19 protein-coding genes are annotated in these 18,355 nt (G+C 64.6%); 4 read left to right on the top strand and 15 right to left on the bottom strand.

Annotated features, from left to right (window positions below):
• The first annotated feature begins 112 nt into the window (after positions 1 to 112).
• The gene (locus tag K420_RS0117245) at positions 113 to 1,411 is read left to right on the top strand and encodes an NYN domain-containing protein (RefSeq protein ID WP_027459148.1); all 1,299 of its coding nucleotides are present in this window, start codon (positions 113 to 115) and stop codon (positions 1,409 to 1,411) included.
• 80 nt (positions 1,412 to 1,491) lie between these two features.
• On the opposite strand, the gene K420_RS0117240 is transcribed toward K420_RS0117245, so the two are convergent.
• The 11 genes from K420_RS0117240 to tyrS all read right to left on the bottom strand — a co-directional run bounded on the left by K420_RS0117240 (position 1,492) and on the right by tyrS (position 10,673).
• Positions 1,492 to 2,001, bottom strand: a complete 510-nt coding sequence (locus tag K420_RS0117240) for a hypothetical protein (protein ID WP_027459147.1) — start codon at positions 1,999 to 2,001, stop codon at positions 1,492 to 1,494.
• A gap of 100 nt (positions 2,002 to 2,101) precedes the next feature.
• The gene (gene panD, locus K420_RS0117235; RefSeq protein WP_255584486.1) at positions 2,102 to 2,473 is read right to left on the bottom strand and encodes an aspartate 1-decarboxylase; all 372 of its coding nucleotides are present in this window, start codon (positions 2,471 to 2,473) and stop codon (positions 2,102 to 2,104) included.
• 102 nt (positions 2,474 to 2,575) lie between these two features.
• Positions 2,576 to 3,400 carry a pantoate--beta-alanine ligase gene (gene panC, locus K420_RS0117230; protein ID WP_027459145.1) on the bottom strand — a complete coding sequence of 275 codons (825 nt, stop codon included), beginning with the start codon at positions 3,398 to 3,400 and terminating at the stop codon, positions 2,576 to 2,578.
• 52 nt (positions 3,401 to 3,452) lie between these two features.
• Entirely contained in the window at positions 3,453 to 4,271 is an 819-nt protein-coding gene (panB, locus tag K420_RS0117225; RefSeq protein ID WP_027459144.1) for a 3-methyl-2-oxobutanoate hydroxymethyltransferase, read from the bottom strand.
• On the bottom strand, positions 4,272 to 4,634 hold the full coding sequence (locus tag K420_RS0117220; protein ID WP_198293879.1) for a DMT family protein: 363 nt from the start codon (positions 4,632 to 4,634) through the stop codon (positions 4,272 to 4,274).
• Positions 4,631 to 5,107 carry a 2-amino-4-hydroxy-6-hydroxymethyldihydropteridine diphosphokinase gene (gene folK / locus K420_RS0117215; protein ID WP_027459142.1) on the bottom strand — a complete coding sequence of 159 codons (477 nt, stop codon included), beginning with the start codon at positions 5,105 to 5,107 and terminating at the stop codon, positions 4,631 to 4,633. Before folK ends, K420_RS0117220 begins: the two co-directional genes overlap by 4 nt.
• Positions 5,104 to 6,450: a polynucleotide adenylyltransferase PcnB gene (gene pcnB, locus K420_RS0117210; protein ID WP_027459141.1), complete on the bottom strand. Its 1,347-nt coding sequence runs from the start codon at positions 6,448 to 6,450 to the stop codon at positions 5,104 to 5,106. Before pcnB ends, folK begins: the two co-directional genes overlap by 4 nt.
• Positions 6,451 to 6,542: 92 nt before the next feature.
• On the bottom strand, positions 6,543 to 8,066 hold the full coding sequence (locus tag K420_RS19430) for a mechanosensitive ion channel family protein (RefSeq protein WP_051453229.1): 1,524 nt from the start codon (positions 8,064 to 8,066) through the stop codon (positions 6,543 to 6,545).
• Positions 8,067 to 8,072: 6 nt separating this feature from the next.
• The gene (locus K420_RS0117200; protein WP_027459140.1) at positions 8,073 to 8,741 is read right to left on the bottom strand and encodes a histidinol-phosphatase; all 669 of its coding nucleotides are present in this window, start codon (positions 8,739 to 8,741) and stop codon (positions 8,073 to 8,075) included.
• Positions 8,738 to 9,391: a DnaA regulatory inactivator Hda gene (gene hda, locus K420_RS0117195; RefSeq protein ID WP_027459139.1), complete on the bottom strand. Its 654-nt coding sequence runs from the start codon at positions 9,389 to 9,391 to the stop codon at positions 8,738 to 8,740. The genes K420_RS0117200 and hda overlap by 4 nt, the downstream gene beginning before the upstream one ends.
• A 7-nt stretch (positions 9,392 to 9,398) precedes the next feature.
• The gene (tyrS, locus tag K420_RS0117190; protein ID WP_027459138.1) at positions 9,399 to 10,673 is read right to left on the bottom strand and encodes a tyrosine--tRNA ligase; all 1,275 of its coding nucleotides are present in this window, start codon (positions 10,671 to 10,673) and stop codon (positions 9,399 to 9,401) included.
• Positions 10,674 to 10,837: 164 nt separating this feature from the next.
• On the opposite strand from tyrS, the gene purM reads away from it, so the two are divergent.
• The 3 genes from purM to K420_RS0117175 all read left to right on the top strand — a co-directional run bounded on the left by purM (position 10,838) and on the right by K420_RS0117175 (position 13,718).
• A complete protein-coding gene (purM, locus tag K420_RS0117185) occupies positions 10,838 to 11,878 on the top strand; it encodes a phosphoribosylformylglycinamidine cyclo-ligase (protein WP_027459137.1) in 1,041 nt (346 codons plus the stop codon).
• Complete coding sequence (locus K420_RS19905; protein ID WP_051453228.1) at positions 11,850 to 12,470, top strand: septal ring lytic transglycosylase RlpA family protein; 621 nt, start codon at positions 11,850 to 11,852, stop codon at positions 12,468 to 12,470. Before purM ends, K420_RS19905 begins: the two co-directional genes overlap by 29 nt.
• Before the next feature lie 120 nt (positions 12,471 to 12,590).
• A complete protein-coding gene (locus tag K420_RS0117175) occupies positions 12,591 to 13,718 on the top strand; it encodes a response regulator (protein WP_027459136.1) in 1,128 nt (375 codons plus the stop codon).
• Here the strand turns inward: K420_RS0117175 and miaA are convergent.
• The 4 genes from miaA to K420_RS21105 are packed head-to-tail and all read right to left on the bottom strand — an operon-like array spanning position 13,708 to position 18,254.
• On the bottom strand, positions 13,708 to 14,655 hold the full coding sequence (miaA, locus tag K420_RS0117170) for a tRNA (adenosine(37)-N6)-dimethylallyltransferase MiaA (protein ID WP_027459135.1): 948 nt from the start codon (positions 14,653 to 14,655) through the stop codon (positions 13,708 to 13,710). The genes K420_RS0117175 and miaA overlap by 11 nt on opposite strands.
• Before the next feature lie 28 nt (positions 14,656 to 14,683).
• Positions 14,684 to 15,061, bottom strand: coding sequence for a YkvA family protein (locus tag K420_RS0117165; protein WP_035856181.1), 378 nt, complete (start codon positions 15,059 to 15,061; stop codon positions 14,684 to 14,686).
• A 16-nt stretch (positions 15,062 to 15,077) separates the two neighbouring features.
• Complete coding sequence (mutL, locus tag K420_RS0117160; protein WP_027459133.1) at positions 15,078 to 16,892, bottom strand: DNA mismatch repair endonuclease MutL; 1,815 nt, start codon at positions 16,890 to 16,892, stop codon at positions 15,078 to 15,080.
• Positions 16,893 to 16,937: 45 nt separating this feature from the next.
• Positions 16,938 to 18,254: a methyl-accepting chemotaxis protein gene (locus K420_RS21105; protein WP_027459132.1), complete on the bottom strand. Its 1,317-nt coding sequence runs from the start codon at positions 18,252 to 18,254 to the stop codon at positions 16,938 to 16,940.
• Positions 18,255 to 18,355: the final 101 nt, after the last annotated feature.

Genomic DNA, 18,355 nt, shown 5'->3' with positions numbered 1-18,355 from the left:
CCGGAAAGCGTGGCCGGAAAGTGGCAGCTGTCCCGCATCGTGGCAGGGTATTCCACGGTGGTAGCCAGGGTGGAGGCGGTATACTGCGAACTCCTCAAGCTGAAAGCATTTCATGGCCGCACCCAACGATACCGCCAGCATGGCGCTCTTCTGTGATTTCGAGAACATCGCCCTCGGCGTGCGCGATGCCCAGTACGAGAAATTCGACATCCGTCCGGTGCTGGAGCGCCTGCTCGCCAAGGGCAGTATCGTCGTCAAGAAGGCCTATTGCGACTGGGAACGCTACAAGGGGTTCAAGGCAGCGATGCACGAAGCCAACTTCGAACTGATCGAAATCCCGCATGTTCGCCAGTCCGGCAAGAACTCGGCCGACATCCGCATGGTCGTCGACGCGCTCGACCTGTGCTACACCAAGGCTCACGTCGACACCTTCGTCATCATTTCCGGCGATTCGGATTTCTCGCCGCTCGTTTCCAAGCTGCGCGAAAACGCCAAGAAGGTGATCGGCGTGGGCGTCAAGCAGAGCTGCTCCGACCTGCTGATCACCAACTGCGACGAATTCATTTATTACGACGATCTGGTGCGCGACCGCGAGGCCAGTCGCGGCCAGCGCCGCGAACGCGAGAAACGTTCGCCGGAGGAGGAGGCCAAGCGCCGCGAGAAGCAGGAGGAGCGCAAGGCCAAGGCGATCGACATCGTCTCCTCGACCTTCGTCGACCTGATGGCTGACCGGGGCGAGAGCGAACGCATCTGGGCCTCGGTACTCAAGGAAGTGGTCAAGCGCCGCAATCCCGGCTTCAACGAGAGTTACTACGGTTTCCGCACGTTCGGCAACCTGCTCGAAGAAGCGGCGGGGCGTGGCCTGCTCGGCTTCGGGCGCGACGACAAGGGAGCCTTCGTCTTCCGCGCGCCGGCCCGGCCGGCTGCCGGCGAAGGCGAGATGCCGGTCGAGATGGTTGTCGTCGAGCCGGTGATTGGCGAAGAGGTGCCGGAACCCGTCGCCCAGCTCGAAGCGCCGGTCGTGGAAGCCGAGGCAACCGGCAATGGCCGTCGACGCGGCGGGCGGCGTGGACGTGGCAGCCGTGACAAGGAACGCAGGCCGGCCGGCGAGGAAGCCGTCGAGGCCACGCCGGTGGTCGAGCCGGCCCCCGTGGTCGAGGCCGCTCCGGCACCGAGCGAGGCGGCACCGGCTGAACCCGCCGCCGAGAGCAAGCCGCGTCGAGGCGGTCGTCGCCCCCGCAAGACCGAGGCCGTGGAAGCGGCGCCGGCGAGCAGCGCAGCCGTCGTCAGCGAACAGCCGTCGGCGGTCGAGTCGTCTGCAGCCGAAGAGAAGCCCGCCAAGGCCAAGCGGCCGGCACGTCCCCGCAAGCCCAAGGTGGCCGACAAGGCGGACGGGCAAGACAAAGCGTAACGCCTGAAAAAGCGGCGACGCAAACCAGGACGGGGCAGCCAGGGCTGCCCCGTTTCATTTGGCGCGGCTGAAAACTCGGCTCAGATGACGTTGAGCAGCTTGGCGCGCAGCATTTCCGCCTCGCGCCGGCCATCGCGCGACATCACGATGGCGTGGTACCAATCATCGAATAGCTCGCGCAAATCATGGTGGCTGCCGGTCCGTTCGATGCGCTCAAGCAGTGAACTGGTGCCCAGCGAGCCGACGAAGGTGTTCAGCGTATTGGTCATGAAATTGCGCGCCATCTGCAGGCGAATGGGATCGACCTGCGGCGGGATTTCGCCGAAAGCGGTGATCGACGGCAGGCGTTCCGGCGGGGATGAGTCGGCCGGCCCGACGCCGGTCAGGTCGTGAAATTCGATATAGCCCTCTTCCTCCAGCATGCCCAGCGTGTGTTGCAGGTCGTCGGCGAGCAGCATCGTGCGCAACTCCTCGACCGATCGTTTACCGTCCACAAAAATCAGGACACGCCGCTCGCGCGGCGTCAGTCCTCCCGATTTCGTGGCGATTTCAGCGTGCCCTTTCTGGGTCTTCGCGAAAACAACGCCCATGGTTTGTCTCCAGTTTGGTGTGAAATTTTGTGCAATGGATTGTACAAAAAGAAAAACCCGCCGAAAGGCGGGTTTTCCATGAGCGTGAATAAATTCTCGGTCAGGCGGCGGCCTGTACCGGAATCTTGTGGCCACGGCGCACGATGCGGTTCTGCGAATCGACGTAGATCAGGTCGGGCTCATGCTTGGCCAGTTCAACTTCGTTATAGACGGCGAAGGTGGCAATGATCAGGATGTCGCCCGGGGCGGCGCGACGGGCGGCCGAGCCGTTGACCGAGATGACGCCCGAGCCGCGCTCGGCGCGAATGGCGTAGGTGGTGAAACGCTCGCCGTTGTTTACGTTCCAGATGTCGATCTGTTCGTATTCCTTGATGTTTGCTGCTTCGAGCAGGTCTTCATCGATGGCGCAGGAACCCTCGTAGTGCAGGTCGGCGTGGGTTGCAGTCACGCGATGCAGCTTGGATTTCAGCATTGTTCTCTGCATGGTTTCACTCATCCAGAAGGTTGGGGGAAGCGCATTGTAGCGACAATGGCCCCCCTGTCAACGGGCGTAATTATGGATTTCCCGACGGCATCAGACCTCGATGTTGTCGATCAGCCGCGTCGTTCCCAGGCGGCTGGCGGCAAGCACCACCAGCGGGACATCTACGCCTTTCGGCATGGCCAGGTCGGATTGTTGTCGCACTGCAACATAGTCGGTTTTCCAGCCGGCGGCGTCGAGTTGAGCGATGGCTGCGTTTTCCAGTTGGACCGTATCGGCTTGACCGTTGCGAATCGCATCGCGAATATCGTTGAGCAGGCGATACAGGCGGGGCGCCTCGGCGCGTTCGGCTTCGCTGAGGTAACCGTTGCGCGAGGAGAGGGCGAGGCCGTCGGCGGCCCGCACGGTTTCGCCGCCGATGATGTCGATCGGCAGGGCCAGTTGGCGGGTCATGTTGCGGATGACCATCAACTGCTGGTAATCCTTCTTGCCGAAGACGGCGGCAGCCGGCTGCACGCAGTTGAACAGCTTGGTGACGACGGTGGCGACGCCACGGAAGTGGCCCGGACGGAATTCGCCGTCGAGCACGTTCTGGATGCCCGGCGGTTCGATGAAGTATTCCTGCGGCTCCGGGTAGAGGTCGCTTTCGGTCGGTGCGAACAGCACGTCGACACCGGCGGCAGCCAGCTTGTCGCAGTCGGCCTGGAAGGTGCGTGGGTACTTGTCGAAATCCTCATTCGGGCCGAATTGCAGGCGATTGACGAAGATCGAGGCAACGACCGTGTCGCCATGGGCGCGGGCCTGTTCCATCAGGCTGATGTGGCCGGCGTGCAGGTTGCCCATGGTCGGCACGAAAACGATGCGGCCACGGTTCTTCAGGGCCGTGCGCAGGTCGGCGATGGCGGAATGGATTTGCATGGGGGGGTACTCTTGCGTCGGATGCGCCGGGGCGGTCGCCCGGCTTGCGGAATCAGGCGGCGTAGGTGTGTTCCGGGCCGGGATAGCTGCCGTCCTTGACCGCGGCAACGGCACGGCAGGCGGCGTCATGGACGGATGAGGCGCCTTCCATGAAGTTGCGGACGAACTTGGCTTTCTTGCCGGGTGGGATGTCGAAAGCGTCGTGTACGACCAGCACCTGGCCCGAGCAATCCTTGCCCGCGCCGATGCCGATGGTGATGGTGTGCAGCCTGGCCGTCACTTCGGCGGCCAGCACGGCGGGAATGGCTTCGAGGACGAGCATCGTTGCGCCGGCTTCTTGGAGCGCCAGGGCGTCGTCACGCAGCCGCTGGGCAGCGGCTTCGCCCTTACCTTGCACCTTGTAGCCGCCCATGACGTGCACGGATTGCGGCGTCAGGCCGAGGTGGCCGCAGACGGGGATGCCACGGTCGACCAGGAACTTGACGGTCTTCGCCATCTCGCCGCCGCCTTCCAGCTTGACCATCTGGGCACCGGCGGCCATCAGTGTGACGGCGTTGCGGAAAGCCTGTTCCGGCGATTCCTGGTAGCTGCCGAAGGGCATGTCGGCGATGATGAAGGCGCGATCCGAACCGCGTTTGACGGCAGCCGTGTGATAGGCGATGTCGGCGACGGTCACTGGCAAAGTCGTGTCGTGGCCCTGGATCACATTGCCCAGCGAGTCGCCGATCAACAGGCATTCAACGCCAGCGCCGTCGAGTAGGCGCGCGAAGCTGGCATCGTAGGCGGTGAACATGACGACCTTCTCGCCGGCAGCGTAGAGCTTGGCGAGGTCGCCCTGGGTCAGGCGGCGGGTGATGGTTTGTGCGGACATTTACGACCTGAAAACGAAATAGACGGCGCCTAGGATACACAGGGCCGCCCACAAGTAGTCAAGCTTCAGCGGCTGATCCATGTAGAAGACGACGAAGGGCACGAAGACGGTCAGGGTAATGACTTCCTGCAGGATCTTGAGCTGACCGAGATTCATCTCGGTATTGCCGATACGGTTGGCCGGCACCTGGATCAGGTATTCGAACAGCGCGATACCCCAGGAGATCAGGGCGGCGATCCACCACGGCTTTTCGTTGAGATGCTTGAGGTGCGAATACCAGGCGAAAGTCATGAAGACATTCGACAGGGCGAGCAGGATCACCGTCTGCCACAACACCGGAATGGGCGTGCCGAGCAGGGTCACAGCCTGACGATACCCTGATTGGCGACGGCCGGCAGCCAGGCGGCGACGGTGCCGCGGCCTGGGATTTTCAGATTGGGTGCAATTTCAGCCAGCGGATACAGCACGAAGGCGCGCAGATGCAGGCGCGGATGCGGCAGGGTCAGGCGCGGCAAGTCGACGAACTGGTCGTTGTAGAGCAGCAGGTCGAGGTCGAGCGTGCGCGGGCCGTTGCGTTCGGCGCGAATGCGGCCGAAGCGTTTCTCGATGTCGAGCAGTGCTTCGAGTACAGCTTCCGGCGCCAGCGTCGTTTCTAGCTCGGCGACGGCATTGACGAATTCCGGCTGCTCGGTCATGCCGACCGGTGCTGTGCGGTACAGCGAGGAGCAATGCACGACGCGGCTCTCTGGCAGATTGGCCAGCGCGGCGAAGGCCGCCTTGACGGTGGCGGCCGGGTCACCGAGGTTGGCCCCGAGCGCGACGTAGGCGGTGTTCATTCGCTGGCCGGGGCGGCGGAGCTGGCGGAATTGGCCGGCTTCTTGCGGCGCCGGCGTTTTTTCTTGTCGCCGGCTTGTTCCGGCAGCAGCATTGCGGCCCGCTTCTCGCCATCGACATTCTGGAAGCGTGTCCACCAGTCGGCGATTTCCATGTCGATTTCGCCGGCCTGGGCGCGCAGCACCAGGAAGTCGTAGCCGGCGCGGAAGCGCGGCTGTTCGAGCAGGGCGTAGGGGCGCTTGCCGGCGCGCTGTTCGAAACGCGGCTGCAGGGCCCAGATGTCCTTGATGTCGCCGGCGATGCGGCGGGTGATGGCCAGTTTTTCGCCCTGCACGTCGAGGACGGTATCCATCGCCGTGTACAGCGCCGGAATCTTCGGCTCACCCTTGGCCTTGAGCTTTTCCCAATGGGCCAGCACTTCGTGCCAGAGCAGGGTGGCGAACAGGAAGCCGGGCGAGGTGCCCTTGCCACGGCGGACGCGGTCGTCGGTGTTGGCCAGCGACAGCATCACGAACTTCTCGCCCATCGGTTGTTCGAGGATGACGTCGAGCAGCGGCAGCAGGCCGTGGTGCAGGCCTTCGTCGCGCAACTGGGTCAGGCACTTGACCGAGTGGCCCGAAGTCAGCAGCTTGAGCATTTCGTCGAACAGGCGGGCTGGCGGCACGTTCTCGAGCAGTTCGGCCATTTCGCGGATCGGCTTGCGTGCTTCCGGGTCGATGACCAGGCCGAGCTTGGCGGCAAGGCGGACGGCACGCAGCATGCGCACCGGGTCCTCGCGATAGCGGGCGCGTGGCTCGCCGATCATGCGCAAGGTCTTCTGCTTGAGGTCGCCGACGCCGTGGTGGTAGTCGAGTACCGCCTCGGTGGCCGGGTCGTAGTACAGCGCGTTGGCGGTGAAGTCGCGGCGCGCGGCATCCTCGGCCTGCGAGCCGAAGACGTTGTCGTGCAGCACGCGGCCGTGCTCGTCCTTCTTGGTGTCTTCGGCGAGGGCGCCACGGAAGGTCGTTACTTCCAGGGTTTCCTGGCCCATCATGACGTGCACGATCTGGAAGCGGCGGCCGATGATGCGCGAGCGGCGGAAGTAGCGGCGCACCTCTTCCGGTGTGGCATCGGTGGCGACGTCGAAATCCTTGGGCTCGGCGCCGATCAACAGGTCGCGCACCGCGCCGCCGACGACATAGGCCTTGTGGCCGTGGCTCTGCAGCGTTTCGCAGACGCGCCGGCTACCGCTGCTGATGCGGTCGCGGGTGATGCCGTGGTTGGAGACAGGGATGACGGCCGGTTCGTGACGATTGGCCTGGGGTTTTTTGCCGCTGAAAACGCGGGAAATGAGTTTGCGGATCACGGATTACCGTTCAGTCAGTGCTGGCTAGGCTACGGAAAGTGCGGATTTTACCGGATGTCGGTCGCTATTGATGGATTCCAGATCAGCGGGCATCAATCCAGGCCGAAGAATTCGCGAATCTTGCGCCCGATGGCGGCACTGCCCGGGATGCGCTGGTCCAGCCCATTCTGGCCGGCGGAATAGCCTTGTTCCAGTTCGGCAAAGCGCTGTAGCCGGCGTTCCAGGATGCCGGACAGACTGTCGGCCAGTTCCGGTCGTTGCTCGATGATGGCCTGGAAACCTTCCTTGTCCAGTCGGTAGGTTTCGACATCGGTACTGGCGATGACCGTGGCCCGGCGCGGGGCGCCGGTCATCAGGCCGATTTCGCCAAAGACGCTGCCTGGGCCGCGTTTTTCGAGCAGGCGGCGGGGGCCTTCCGGCGGCTGCCACCAGGCTTCGGCTTCACCACTGACCATGATGTAGAGCCAGTGGGCGATGGCACCCTGGCGGGTGATGATGTCGCCACGGGCGAAAGGCGCCTTGGTCAGGCGCTGGGCGAGGTACTGCTTTTCGCTGTCGGCCAGGCGGGCGAACAGTTCGACGGCATTGATGGCGCGCAGGCGGCGCTGCATTTCGCGGACTTCCACCTCGGCGCGATGCTTGGCGCCCTCCTCGATCAGATGGATGGTGTGGTCGTCGGTGGCCAGGCGGATGCCGTTGCGCTGCAAGGTGGCCAGGATGTGCACGCGGACATCCGAGTCGGTGACATCATCGGGCAGCGGATTGATCAGCCAGTAGCGCAGGACATAGTGGGCGTAGCCCGGGCCAAAATCCATCAGTACGCAATTAGGCGCCGGCTGCTGGGCCAGATTGGCAATGCTCGCTTCGGCGATGTCGCGCTCGACCAGGTGGATGACCTGGCCCGGGGGAACCGCGAGATCGACATTGAAACCGATGCTGCGCCGCCAGCCGGGGTGAGGCTGGTGCTTGTCGCACAGCACGTAATAGCGGCCCTTCATCAGCTGGCTATTGGGCACGACCACCTTTTCGCCATTGCGGGTGAGCAGGGCAGTGAAGCGCCACTGGATGTCGGTGACCTGGCCGGACAGGTCGTCGATCTTGATCCAGTCGCCGATTTCCAGCGAGTTATCCATTTGCAGGGCCAGGCCGCCGAGCAGGTTGCCCAGGGTGTCCTGCATCGAGATGGCGAGCACGGCGGTCAGGATGGCCGAGGTGGCGAACAGGTGGCTGAGTTCGACCCCGGCCAGATTGAGGCGGAAGAAGCCCCAGCCGATGTAGCCGATGATGACCAGGATGTCGGCCAGGATGCCGGAAATGCGCAGGTTGATCCTGGGCAGGGCGACGTTGAAGAAGGCCAGCCCGGCAAAGCGGATGACCGCCAGCCCCTCGCCAAAGACCGCCAGTTGGCGCAGCCAGCCAGCCGCTGCCTTGCTGGTGACGCCGCCGGACAGCAAGCCGGCGAGCAGGTCGCCGAGCAGGCAGGCAAAGAAAAAGACGCTGGTGTTGATCAGTGAGCGGCGCATCGGCTTGAGCGGCCCGAAGATGACGATCAGCAGCAGGGTGACTGCGATGATCGCCAGCGGGGCTTCCGGGCTCAGGAAGGGGATGCGCAGCACGGCCGGTCAGCGCAGGCTGAGGATGGTCCAGCCCTGGCGGTCAGCATGGGCGCGCAGCTTGTCGTCAGGGTCGACGGCGACCGGTTTCGTGACCTTCTGCAAAAGCGGCAGGTCGTTGTGCGAGTCGCTGTAGAAATAGCTGTGGTCGAAACTGCCCCACCACAGGCCGAGCGATTCCAGCCAGTGCTCGACGCGGGTGATCTTGCCGCCCTGGAAGGACGGTGTGCCGGTCGGCTGGCCGGTGAAGGCGCCAGTCGCCACATCGACCGCCGGGATGGTGCCGATCAGGTGGCCGATGCCGAATTCGCGGGCGATCGGCCCGGTGACGAAGCTGTTGGTGGCGGTGACGATGGCGCACAGGTCGCCGGCGGCGAGGTGTTCGAGGACCAGGGTGCGCGCCTTGACGGTCATGATCGGGCGGATGTGGTGTTCGACATATTCCTGGTGCCAGGCGTCCAGTTCGGCGCGGCTGTGGCGGGCCAGCGGGGCGAGCTGGAAGGCGAGGAATTCGTAGATGTCCAGCGTGCCGGCCTTGTAATGCTCGTAGAACTCGATGTTCTTGGCTTCCTGTACTTCGCGGTCGACGACGCCCTTGGAAATGAGGAATTGCGCCCACTCGAAATCGGAGTCGCCGGCGAGAAGGGTGTTATCAAGATCAAAGAGGGCGAGGTTCATGCGGTGTGTTCCAGTGAGAGCAGTTCGCGCAGCAAGGGGAGCGTAACCGGGCGTTTTTGTTCGAGGGTGTATTGGTCGAGGGCGACGACCAGCATGGACAGGGTGCGCATGTCGCGCGAGGCGTGGCGCAGCAGGTAGCTGATCATCTCCGGCGACAGCTTGAGAGCGCGTTCCTTCGCCTGGGTGGCGATGGCGGCCGCCTTTTCGGCGTCGGATAGCGGCTGCAGACGGTAGATCAGCCCGGAGCCGAGGCGGGTGCGCAGGTCTTCGCGCAGCGGCAGGTGGGCGGGCGGTTGCGGGGCGGCGGTCAGCAACTGGCCGCCACTGGCTTTCAACTGATTGAACAGGGCGAACAGGGCGATCTGGCCATCGGCATCGAGTGCATCGATGTTGTCGACGGCCAGTTGTTGTTTGGCGGTGACATTCGCCAGCGCGGGATTATCGGCGGCATCGGCATAGGCAAAACCGCTGGCCAGCAGCAGGTGCGACCGGCCGCAGCCGGATTCGCCATGCAGGCAGAAGGCAGTGTCAGTCAGTTGGCCAGCCAGCCAGCCGGTTAACGCGGCCAGCGTTTCCTCGTTGCCGCCAGGAACAAAATTGTCCAGCGTTGGTGGGCTGTCGGGCAGCAGGTCGAGGATGAGCTGGCGCATGGTTGGCCTATTGCCAGCAGACCAGGCCGTAGTTCTTCTTGCCGCGGCGCAGGATGGTGAAACGGCCGAACAGGCGTTCCTCGCCGGCGATCTGGTGGTCGAGGGCATCGGCCTTGGCGCCGTTGATCGCCACGCTGCCGCCCTGGATGAAGGTGCGGGCTTCGGACTTGGACTTGGCCAGGCCGGCGGCGACCAGGGCATCGATCAGGCTGCCGTTGGCGGCGTCGAGTTGCACGCCGGGCATGCCGTCCTGGGCCAGTTGTTCGAGGTCGGTTTCGGTCAGGTCGGCCAGTTGGCCGGAGAACAGGCTTTCGGTAATGCGGCGGGCAGCCATCAGGGCGACTTCGCCGTGCACCAGGCGGGTGGCTTCCTCGGCCAGGATGCGCTGGGCTTCCGGCTTGCCGCCGCTGGCCTTGTCGGCGGCTTCGATCTCGGCGATGCGAGCGACCGGCAGGAAGGTGAAGAATTTGAGGAACTTGTAGACGTCGGCGTCCGCCGTGTTCAACCAGAACTGGTAGAAAGCATAGGGCGAGGTTTTCTTCGGATCGAGCCAGACGGCGCCCGATTCGGTCTTGCCGAACTTGGTGCCGTCGGCCTTGGTGATCAGCGGCACGGTCATGCCGTACACCTGGTGGTGGTGCAGGCGACGGGTGAGGTCGGTGCCGGCGACGATGTTGCCCCACTGGTCGGAGCCGCCGACCTGCAGGATGCAGCGATGGCGCTTGTAGAGCTCGGCGAAGTCGTAGCCCTGCAGCAGGCTGTAGGAGAACTCGGTGTAGGAAATGCCCTGGTCTTCGCGGACCAGGCGCTGCTGCACCGATTCCTTCTTGATCATGGCGTTGACCGAGAAGTGCTTGCCGATGTCGCGCATGAATTCGAGGCAGTTCATGCTGCCGAACCAGTCGTAGTTGTTGGCCATCAGTGCGGCGTTGTCACCCTCGAAGTTGAGGAAGGGTTCGACCTGGCCGCGAATCTTGCCGACCCACGAGGCGATGATGTCCGGCGTGTTGAGCTTGCGTTCGGTGGCCTTGAAGCTCGGGTCGCCGATCATGCCGGTGGCGCCGCCGACCAGGGCGATGGGCTTGTGGCCGGCTTCCTGGAAGCGCTTGAGGATGAGCACCGGCACCAGGTGGCCGAGGTGCAGGCTGTCTGCCGTCGGGTCGAAGCCGCAATAGAGGGTGACCGTCTCCTTGGTCAGCAGTTGGTCGAGCGTTTCCGCATCGGTCAGCTGGGCGATCAGGCCGCGATCGTGCAGATCCTGAAGCAGGGGGGACTGGTACATTGCGTTCTCTCCACGGGCAAGGCGCATCCGTCATGGGCGCCAAAAATTCGAACCCGCGATTTTAGCAGAGGCAGGGGCTGAACGCCGTTCTGGCAAAGGCGTTTAGGGATGGCTCGCCGTTTCGGGTAAAATCCACTTTTTTCAGTTGCTTGGCGTTGCCCACCATGACCCAGAATACCTCCCTCTCCTACCGTGATGCCGGCGTCGATATCGATGCGGGCGATGCCCTCGTCGATCGCATAAAGCCGCTCGCCAAGAAGACCCTGCGCGACGGCGTGCTGGGCGGCATCGGCGGCTTCGGCGCGTTGTTCGAAGTGCCCAAGCGCTACAAGGAGCCGGTTCTGGTCTCCGGGACCGACGGCGTCGGCACCAAGCTCAAGCTGGCCTTCGAACTGAACCGCCATGATACGGTCGGCCAGGATCTGGTCGCCATGAGCGTCAACGACATCCTGGTGCTCGGCGCCGAGTCGCTCTTCTTCCTCGACTACTTCGCCTGCGGCAAGCTCGATGTCGATACCGCCGCGGCGGTCGTCGGCGGCATCGCCAAGGGTTGCGAACTGGCCGGCTGCGCGCTGATCGGCGGCGAAACCGCCGAAATGCCGGGCATGTACCCGGCCGGTGAATACGACCTGGCCGGCTTTGCCGTTGGCGTCGTCGAAAAGTCCAAGGCCATCGACGGCAAGAGCATCCAGCCGGGCGACGTGGTCCTCGGCCTGGCTTCGTCTGGTGCTCACTCCAACGGCTACTCGCTGGTCCGCAAGATCATCGAGCGTTCCAAGCCGGACATGAACGCCCCGTTCGACGGCGATCGTTCGCTGGCCGACGTGGTCATGGCGCCGACCCGCATCTACGTCAAGCAGGTGCTGGCGACCATGGAAAAGGTCACGATCAAGGGCATGGCCCACATTACCGGTGGCGGCCTGCTCGAGAACGTGCCGCGCGTGCTGCCGGAAAACACCGTGGCCGAAATTCAAAAATCTGCCTGGCCGCGTCCGAAGCTGTTCGACTGGATGCAGCAGGAAGGCAATGTCGCCGAGAAGGAAATGCACCGCACCTTCAACTGCGGGATCGGTCTGGTCGTCATCGTGGCGGCAGCCGATGCGGACGCCGCCATGGCCGAACTGAAGGCGCAGGGCGAAGCGGTGTACAACATCGGTGTCATTCGGGCCCGCCAGGGTGACGAAGCGCAGACCGTGGTGGTCTGACATTGCACGGTGGGCCGCTGCGTTCTGCTGCGGCCTGCTGCTGTGCCAAGCCCCGTCGACCGTCTGGGCGGCGGGCAAGCAGACAACGGCCAAGCCGGCCTCGGCCCGGCAGACCAAAAAGGCGGTGCGCAAACCGGCACCGGTTGCCTTGCCGGTCAGCGACTTCGGGCCGGCCGATATTCTCGATGACGATGCACCGGGCCGGCACGGCCAAGCCAGCTTCTACGGCAAGGGCTTCCAGGGGCGCAAGACGTCGACCGGCGAGCGCTTCGACGTCAGGCAATTCACTGCCGCCAGCAATCATTTTCCGCTCGGCACCCGGGTCGCCGTTCGCCGCATCGATAACGACCGTTGTGCCATCGTCAAGATCAACGATCGCATGCATGACCGCCATCGGCGGCGGGTGATCGATGTGTCGCTGGCCACGGCCGAGTATCTCGGCATGTTGCGGGCCGGTGTGGTGTTCGTTCGCGTCGCGCCATTGAAGGCCGATGGCGCATGCCAGGCTGCGTTCGAGCCGGAAGCGCCTTGTGTTTCCTGCGGCGAAACGCCAAGCCGCCTGCCCGGGATCATCTCCGGAAACAACGACTGATCAACTCCTCCCGCAAGCTTTCCCAAAAGTGTAGGCTATGCCTTTGGGTTGTGCCGGGCCGGCAGGTGGTTTGTGCAGGGGGCGGATACGTCAAAACATGAACGATTCTCAGGAATAACTATGGAAAACAATCTGCGCGTTTTTGCCGTTGATGATGAGCCGATCATCCTCGATATTCTGCATGCCACGCTGGCGGCGGACTGCGAACTGCAGACTTTCGCCTCCGCCGAGGCCTGCCTGAGTGCCGTGGCCGACAACAAACCGGATCTTCTCCTGGTTGACGTCTCGATGCCAGGGATGGACGGCTACGCGCTCTGCCGCCATCTCAAGGATGATTGGGATACGCAGGACATTCCGGTCGTCTTCATTTCCGCCAATGACAACAACGAAACCCGCTTGCTGTGTTACGAGGCGGGCGGGGATGATTTCATCCAGAAACCTTTCGAGCCGGCCGAACTGCTCAGCAAGCTGAGCGTGGCTGCACGCATCCTGGCCGAGAAGAAGGCGCTGCGCGAGCAGGCTGGCTACGCCCAGAAAACGGCGATGGCGGCGATGGTCAGCATGGGGGAACTGGGTGTCGTCCTGCAGTTCCTGAGCAAATCCTTCGCTTGCAATACGATTGACGAACTGGCTGCGGCCTTGCTCGATGCGATGCAGCAATACGACCTGCAGGCCGCGGTGCAGATGCGCATGGGCAGCGAGGTGCTGACGCTCAGCCACAACGGGCGCAACGTGCCGCTTGAGGTGTCGGTCCTCAACCATGTCCGGGAAAGCGGCCGCATCTTCCAATTCAAGTCGCGCTGCGTCTTCAACTACGGCCAGGTCACCCTGCTGGTGAACAACATGCCGCTCGACGATGTCGAGCGCTGCGGTCGTATTCGTGACAACGGCGCCCTGCTGGCCGAAGGGGCGGATGCCCGGTTGCGCGCCATCGAGACGGAAATCCTGGCGGCCCGGCGGCGGGCCGGCATCGAGAGCGCGCTACCGCGCCTGTATGCGACGCTGGACGGGGTGCAGGCCAATTACCGGCGCAACTGTTTCGAGCTGACGCAGGTGATGATCGATTACCAGGAGCAGCTGACCAAGGCTTTCATCACCCTGGGCCTGATGGAGCGCCAGGAAGAGCAGTTGAGCGGCATGGCCAATGACTTCGTGACGCGCCTGGTGGGCACGCAGGACGCTTCGCTCGAACTCGTCGGCCAACTGGAAGCGCTGGCCGAGGATCTCAAGGTGCTGCTCAAATCCTGAGGAAGGCGCCGGTTCGGGCGGCCACCTTGTCGACCAGGGAGGCGTCGAGGCAGTCGTAGGTGTGATCGGCCGGAAAGCCGTTGCCCAGCCAGGTGATCTGCCGCTTGGCCAGTTGCCGGGTGGCGAAGACGCCCCGGTCGCGCATTTCGGTGCGCGGAATCAGGCCGTCCTGCGCCTCCCAGACCTGGCGGTAACCCACGCAGCGCATTGACGGCAGGCCGAGGTGGAGGTCGTATTGGCCGCGCAGCCTGCGTACCTCGTCGTCCAGACCGGCCAGCAGCATTTCGTCAAAGCGGCGGGCGATGCGCGTGTGCAGCACGCTGCGGTCGGAGGGCAAGAGGCCGATGGACAGGAAATCGTAGGGCGGCTTGGTGCTTTCGCTTTCGGCCAGAAGTTCGGACATCTTGCGGCCGCTCAACAGGCAGATCTCCAGGGCGCGTTGCAGGCGCTGGCTGTCGGTCGGGTGCAGGCGGGCCGCCGTGGCCGGGTCGAGACTGGCCAGCCGGGCGTGGATCGCCGGCCAGCCATGGGCGGCAGCCTCGGCGTCGATTTCGGCGCGCAGGGCCGGATCGGCTTGCGGCAACTCGGCCAGGCCCTGCAGCAGGGCGCGGAAATACAGGATGGTTCCCCCGACCAGCAGCGGCACCTTGCCGGCTGCGGTGATCTCGGCCATTGCGCTCAGCGCGTCGGCGCAGAAGCGGGCAGCGGAGTAGCTCTGCTCCGGGGTGATGAGGTCGATCAGCCGGTGCGGGTAGCGGGCCAGGGTTTGCCGGTCGGGCTTGGCGGTGCCGACGTCCATGTCGGTGAACACCTGCGCCGAGTCGACGCTGATCAATTCGACCGGGAAGCGGTCGGCCAGGGCCATGGCCACCGCCGTCTTGCCCGAGGCGGTGGGGCCCATGAGCAGGATGGCGGGAGGGTGGCGGGGTTGCGTCATGGCGGCGAATGTTACACGCAGTTGGCGGCTAACGGCCGGCGAACAGCCAGTTGGCCGTGGCTGCGGCAATGATCAACCAGAAGACGACAACGAAGACGGCAGCGCTGCGGCTGACCGGCCTTTCGGTTGCCTGCGCCGCCTTGTCGCGGGCGGCGGCCATCACGTCCGGGGGCGTCAGGCGAACGACCAGCGCGATACCCAGCGGCAGGAGCAGCAGGTCGTCGAGGTAGCCGATCACCGGGATGAAGTCCGGAATCAGGTCGATCGGGCTCAGGGCATAGGCCGCCACCAGCAGGGCGAGCAGCCGCACCAGCCAGGGCGTGCGCGGGTCGCGGGCGGCGAAATAGACCGTCAGCGTGTGTTGCTTGAGTTGCTTGGCCCAGCGCTGGATGGAGGAGGCTGCCATGGTGATGCGGCAGTCCTCACTGGCCACGCAGGAAGAGCTTGTCGAGCTGGTCCAGCGTCAGCGCCGTCCAGGTCGGGCGGCCGTGGTTGCATTGGCCGGCGCGCTCGGTTTCTTCCATCTGGCGGAGCAGGGCGTTCATTTCCGGTACGGTGAGCTGGCGGCGGGCGCGCACTGCGCCGTGGCAGGCCATGGTGGCGAGCAGTTCGTTTCGCCGGGCGGTGGCCAGTTGCGTGATGCCGTGCTCGCGCAACTCGCCAATCAAGGAGCGGGCCAGCGCCGCCGGGTCGCCGGATTGGAGCAGGGCCGGCACGCTGCGCACGCCGACCTGGTTGGGGCCGAGCGGCGCGATGTCGAAACCGAGCCCGCGCAGGGCTTCGGCATGTTCCTCGATGGCGGCGATGTCGAGCGGGTCGGCCGAGAAAACGGCCGGAATGAGCAGGTTCTGCGTGGCGATCTGGCGGTTGTCGAAAGCCGTCTTCAGCTTCTCGTACAGGATGCGCTCATGCGCGGCGTGCATGTCGACCAGCACCAGGCCGCTGGCGTTCTGGGCCAGGACGTAGATGCCATGCAACTGGGCCAGGGCATAGCCAAGCGGCGGCGCTTCGTTCTGTGCGGATTCGACTGGCTGGAACTGTGGCATTGCCTCCGGGCGCGGGGCGGGTGTCTGGCCGACACCTTGTGCGGCACGGGCGAAGGTGAGGTAGGCGGCAGCGGCCGGTTCGGCAACGCCGAGGCTGGCCTGGCGCGGTTGCTCCGGCTGATGGTAGGCGGTGGCTGGTGCCGGGGGGGGGCAGGTCGCCGCGGGCACAGTGCCTTCGGTCGGTGCCAGCGATGGGGCTGCTGCAGCCTGCACCGGTGCCGCCAACGTCCGCTGCACGGCATGGAAAACGAACTGATGCACTGCCCGCGAATCGCGGAAGCGCACCTCGGTCTTGGCCGGATGGACATTGACGTCGACCAGCGCCGGGTCGATGTTGAGAAACAGGCAGACAGCCGGCTGGCGGCTGCCGTGCAGTACGTCGCGATAGGCTTCGCGCAGGGCATGGCCGATCACCTTGTCGCGCACGAAACGGCCGTTGACGAAGACGTACTGGCCGTCCTTGGCATCAGTGGCGCGCGTCGGATCGATGGCGAAACCGGCAAGCGTCAGCGGGCCGGATGCGGCCTCGATCAGGCGGGCAGCGCCGACGAATTCCTCGCCGAGGATGTCGGCAATGCGCCGGCCGGCATCGGCCGGGGCGAGCTGGAACAGGCTGCGCCCGTTGTGGGTCAGGCTGATTGCCACGTCCGGCCGGGTCAGCGCCAGGCGGCGCACGGCGTCGGCGCAGTGGGCGAATTCGGTGCTTTCCGACTTGAGGAATTTGCGGCGGGCTGGCGTGTTGAAATAGAGATCGCGCATCTCGACCACCGTGCCGGCCATCAGTGCGGCCGGTTCCGGTTCGGCGCCGGGCTCGCCGCGCAGCTTCCAGGCATGGCTGGCACCGCGTTCGCGGCTGGTCAGCGTCAGGCGAGCGACGGAAGCCACCGAGGCCAGTGCCTCGCCGCGGAAACCGAGCGTGCCGACGCGCTCCAGATCGTCGAGCGTGGTGATCTTGGACGTGGCATGGCGGGTCAGCGCGAGCGCCAGTTCGTCCTTGGCAATGCCGCAACCGTCGTCGGTGATGCGGATCAGCTTGACGCCACCTTCCTCCAGATGCACCTGGATTGCCCGGCTGCCGGCGTCGAGGCTGTTTTCGAGCAGCTCCTTGAGGACGGAGGCGGGGCGTTCGACCACCTCGCCGGCGGCGATCTGGCTGATCAGGAGGTCGGGGAGGCGGGCGATGGTCGGCATGGCGGCGGATTATCCCAGATTGCCGGCCACCCTGCCGAATCGACCTCAGCGGGTGGTGCCGGCGGCGAGTTCCTGGATGACCTCGACAACGCGCAGCGCGCCGCCATGCATTTTCTGGATCGCTTCGCCGGCGTCGCTGGCCAGCGCGACGCCTTCATTGACCGCCCGCAATCCGCTGTCCATGCTGGCCGTGACCGAGGCGGTCTCGGCCTGGATGTCCGCAATCATCCGGCTGATCTCGCCCGTCGATTTGCCGGTGCGCTCGGCCAGTTTGCCGACTTCGTCGGCAACGACCGCAAAACCCCGGCCGCTTTCACCGGCCCGGGCGGCCTCGATGGCGGCATTCAGGGCGAGCAGGTTGGTCTGGTCGGCGATTTCCTTGATCGTATTGACAATGGAGGTGATCCCCGAAGTCTGCTTGCCCAGCGTGTCCACCAGCCCGGCCGATTGTTCGACGATGGCGGCGATGGACTGCATCTTGTCCACGGTCTGCAGGATGATCGCCTTGCTGTCGTGGGCGATGTCGCGTGTTGTCTGGGCGACTTCGTAGGCGGTGGCAGTCCCCTGCTGCTCGGCCTGCAGGCGCTGGACCTGTTGCGTGACGTCGGTAGCGAACTTGACCACCTTGAGAACACGGCCCTCCGGGTCGAACACCGGGTTGTAGCTGGCCTCCAGCCAGATTTCCCTGCCTTGCCGGTCGCGCCGGGAAAACTGGCCGGTGATGAATTCGCCGCGCCCGAGGCGTTCCCAGAAACTGGCGTATTCCGCGCTGTTCACGATTTCCGGCGCACAGAACAGGCGGTGATGGCGGCCGACGATCTCGTTGGCGGCGTAGCCGACCGTGCGCAGGAAATTGTCGTTGGCGCGCAGCACGGTGCCGTCGACATTGAATTCGATGACGGCCGTCGACCGTTCGATGGCCTCGATCATCGCCTTCTGGCCAGCCGCTTCGTTGACCTGAGTCGTGGCGTCGCTGGCAAATTTGACCACCTTGGCGACCTGGCCGCGGCTATCGAGGATGGGGTTGTAGGTTGCCTGCAGCCAGATGTCGCGGCCGCTCTGCTGCCGGCGCTTGATCAGGCCCTGGTAGAAGTCGCCGCGCCGCAGCTGGTTCCAGAAGGCAGCATAGTCGGGGCTGGCGGCAAATGTAGGGTCGCAGAGCAGACGGTGTTCGCGGCCAACCAGTTCGTCGGCAGCATAGCCTACCGTCCGGCAGAAGTTATCGTTGACCGCGAGAATCCGGCCATCCGGGCTCAGCTCGATGACGGCCAGCGAACGGTCAAGCGCGGCCAGTACCGATTGGCTGGCGGCGAGCCGGTTTTCGAGCTGGACGATCCGTTCCTGATATTTCTTGCAGAACATGGCGAGAATCCCTTGTGGTTTAAACGAATTTGATGATTGTATAGTTTTTGTGTGCCGCCCGCCGGGCTCTCTCGCGGCGCGGGCCGCTTTCCCGGAGGCAG

This window comes from Dechloromonas agitata is5 (genome assembly GCF_000519045.1).
GTDB classification, from domain to species: Bacteria; Pseudomonadota; Gammaproteobacteria; order Burkholderiales; family Rhodocyclaceae; genus Azonexus; species Azonexus agitatus.
This window is presented reverse-complemented; position numbering and strand designations above follow the sequence as displayed.